The sequence below is a fragment of the Aquabacterium sp. UBA2148 genome (assembly GCF_002328915.1).
Classification (GTDB): domain Bacteria; phylum Pseudomonadota; class Gammaproteobacteria; order Burkholderiales; family Burkholderiaceae_C; genus Aquabacterium; species Aquabacterium parvum.
This window is the reverse complement of record NZ_DCXA01000084.1, coordinates 6,346-8,604: the sequence shown is the minus strand read 5'-3', so window position 1 is coordinate 8,604 and position 2,259 is coordinate 6,346. Positions and strand designations below refer to the sequence as shown.

General features: G+C 66.2%; 3 protein-coding genes. 2 read left to right on the top strand and 1 reads right to left on the bottom strand.

The window, feature by feature from the left end:
* The first annotated feature begins 153 nt into the window (after positions 1-153).
* Together B2W70_RS04480 and rpiA are read left to right on the top strand one after the other, a co-directional pair.
* Complete coding sequence (locus B2W70_RS04480) at positions 154-948, top strand: DUF1624 domain-containing protein (RefSeq protein ID WP_286743280.1); 795 nt, start codon at positions 154-156, stop codon at positions 946-948.
* 94 nt (positions 949-1,042) lie between these two features.
* Entirely contained in the window at positions 1,043-1,726 is a 684-nt protein-coding gene (rpiA, locus tag B2W70_RS04475; RefSeq protein ID WP_058085780.1) for a ribose-5-phosphate isomerase RpiA, read from the top strand.
* On the opposite strand, the gene B2W70_RS04470 is transcribed toward rpiA, so the two are convergent.
* The coding region (locus B2W70_RS04470; RefSeq protein WP_286743279.1) for an NAD(P)/FAD-dependent oxidoreductase at positions 1,707-2,259 on the bottom strand (553 nt) is incomplete at its 5' end. The genes rpiA and B2W70_RS04470 overlap by 20 nt on opposite strands.

Genomic DNA, 2,259 nt, shown 5'->3' with positions numbered 1-2,259 from the left:
CAGGGACATGGGCGGTTGGGGGCGAAGAAAGAACGACAAAGACGGCACCCTCTCGGCTGGCGGGAGCCGCAGGGCGACGCGGTGGGGCGGGGGAGGGCCGATACTATCGCGATGGCACGCAAAAAAGGCAAGTTCGGGGCGCAAGTCCCTTCGATGGCGAACGGGATCACGGCGTCGGATCCTGTCGTCCAGCGCTTCGACCGGGTGGACGCCTTGCGCGGGCTGGCGCTGGTGTGGATGGCAGCCTTCCATTTCTGTTTCGACCTGGCCAACTTTCGCCTGACGGAATCGGATTTCTACCGCGACCCGTTCTGGACCTGGCAGCGCACCTTCATCCTCTCGACTTTTTTGCTGTGTGCCGGGGCAGGCCAGGCCATCGCCACGCACCGGGGGCAGAGCTGGGCACGTTTTTGGCGCCGCTGGGCGCAGATCGTCGGATGCGCGCTGCTGGTGAGCCTGAGCAGCTGGTGGATGTTCCCGCGCAGCTACATCTCCTTCGGGGTGCTGCACGGCATGGCGGTGATGCTGGTCGTCGCCCGCCTGAGTGCGCCGCTGGGGCGATGGCTGCTGCCTCTGGGGCTGCTCGCCATGCTGCTGCCGCGCTGGCTGCAAGATCCATTATTTGACACGAGGCTGACCAATTGGGTGGGCCTGGTCACGCACAAGCCCATCACCGAAGACTTCGTGCCCGTGCTGCCCTGGCTGGGCGTGATGTGGTGGGGCCTGGCCGTGACGCAATGGCTGTTGCACCACCGGCCGCAGTGGCTGGGCGGTGCTTCATCGCAGGTTTCTGCGGGCAACTCGGGCGACAATCACGGCCTTGCCTGGCGGGCCCTGGTCTTGCTGGGGCAATGGAGCCTGAGCTTCTACATGGTGCACCAGCCGGTGTTCATCGGTGCACTGATGGCCTGGCAGCAGTGGCTGGGCCCTCGGCCGCTGTCGCCGTGATCAGGTGGGCCCCTGGCCTGCCAGCGTTCTTTGCCTCCTGCCCCCTGACGCGTCCCGTCTTCACATTCGCATCACCCCTTCTCGAGCCTTTGACATGTCCCAAGCCCTGACCCAAGACGAACTCAAGACCCTGGTGGGCCGTGCCGCCCTGGAACACGTGCCGGCTGGCAGCGTGGTGGGCGTGGGCACGGGCTCGACCGTGGACAAGTTCATCGATGCACTGGGCGAAGCCTTGAAAGCCGACCCGAAGCGGGTGAGTGGGGCGGTTTCCAGCTCCGTGCGCAGCACCCAGCGCCTGAAAGCCCTGGGCGTGCCCGTGCTAGCGTCCGAGAGCGTGACGGGCCTGGGTGTCTACGTGGATGGCGCCGACGAGATCGACCACGCCGGCAACATGATCAAAGGCGGTGGTGCCGCGTTGACGCGTGAAAAGATCGTGGCCGAGCTGGCCGAGCGCTTCGTTTGCATAGCCGATGAAAGCAAGCTGGTGCAAGTGCTGGGCAAGTTCCCCCTGCCCGTGGAGGTCATCCCGATGGCGGCCGCGCAGGTGATCCGTGCCTTCGCCGCCATCGGCGGCCAAGGTCAGGTGCGCGAAGGCGTGACCACCGACAACGGCAACATCATCGTGGACGTGCGTGGCCTGCAGATCACGGATCCGGCCCGCTTCGAGTCAGACGTCAACCAGTGGCCGGGCGTGGTCACCGTGGGCGTCTTTGCCCGCAACAAGGCCAACGTTTGCCTGCTGGGCACGACGGCTGGCGTCAAGACGATTTCGTATTGAGGCTCAGGTGGCGGGCCACACCCGCCGCCGCCAAACGGGCCGTGGCCAGGGTCGCGGTCAACAGGTATCCCCCTGTCGGCGCTTCCCAGTCGAGCATCTCGCCGGCGCAGAACACGCCTGGCATGGTGCGCAACATCAGGTGCTCGTCCAGGGCTTCGAAACGAACGCCGCCGGCGGTGCTGATCGCTTCGTCCATCGGGCGAGCGCGCACCAGGCTGATCGGCAGGTGCTGGATGGCTTGTGCCAGCCGCAGCGGCTCGTGCATGTCGTCCTTGCTGAGCAACTCGTGCAGCAGCGACACCTTCAGTCCTTGCAGGCCCAACCGGCTCTTGAGGTGGGTGGACAGGCTGCGCGGGCCGCGTGGGCGCTTGAGCTCGGCCAGCACCTGCTCGGGCGAGTGGGCCGGCAGCAGATTGAGCCACACCGTGGCCGATCCATCGCGCTCGATGGCGTCGCGGATTCGGCCGGAGAAAGCATAGACCAGGCTGCCCTCGATGCCCGACTCGGTCAGCACGAACTCGCCCTGACGTGTC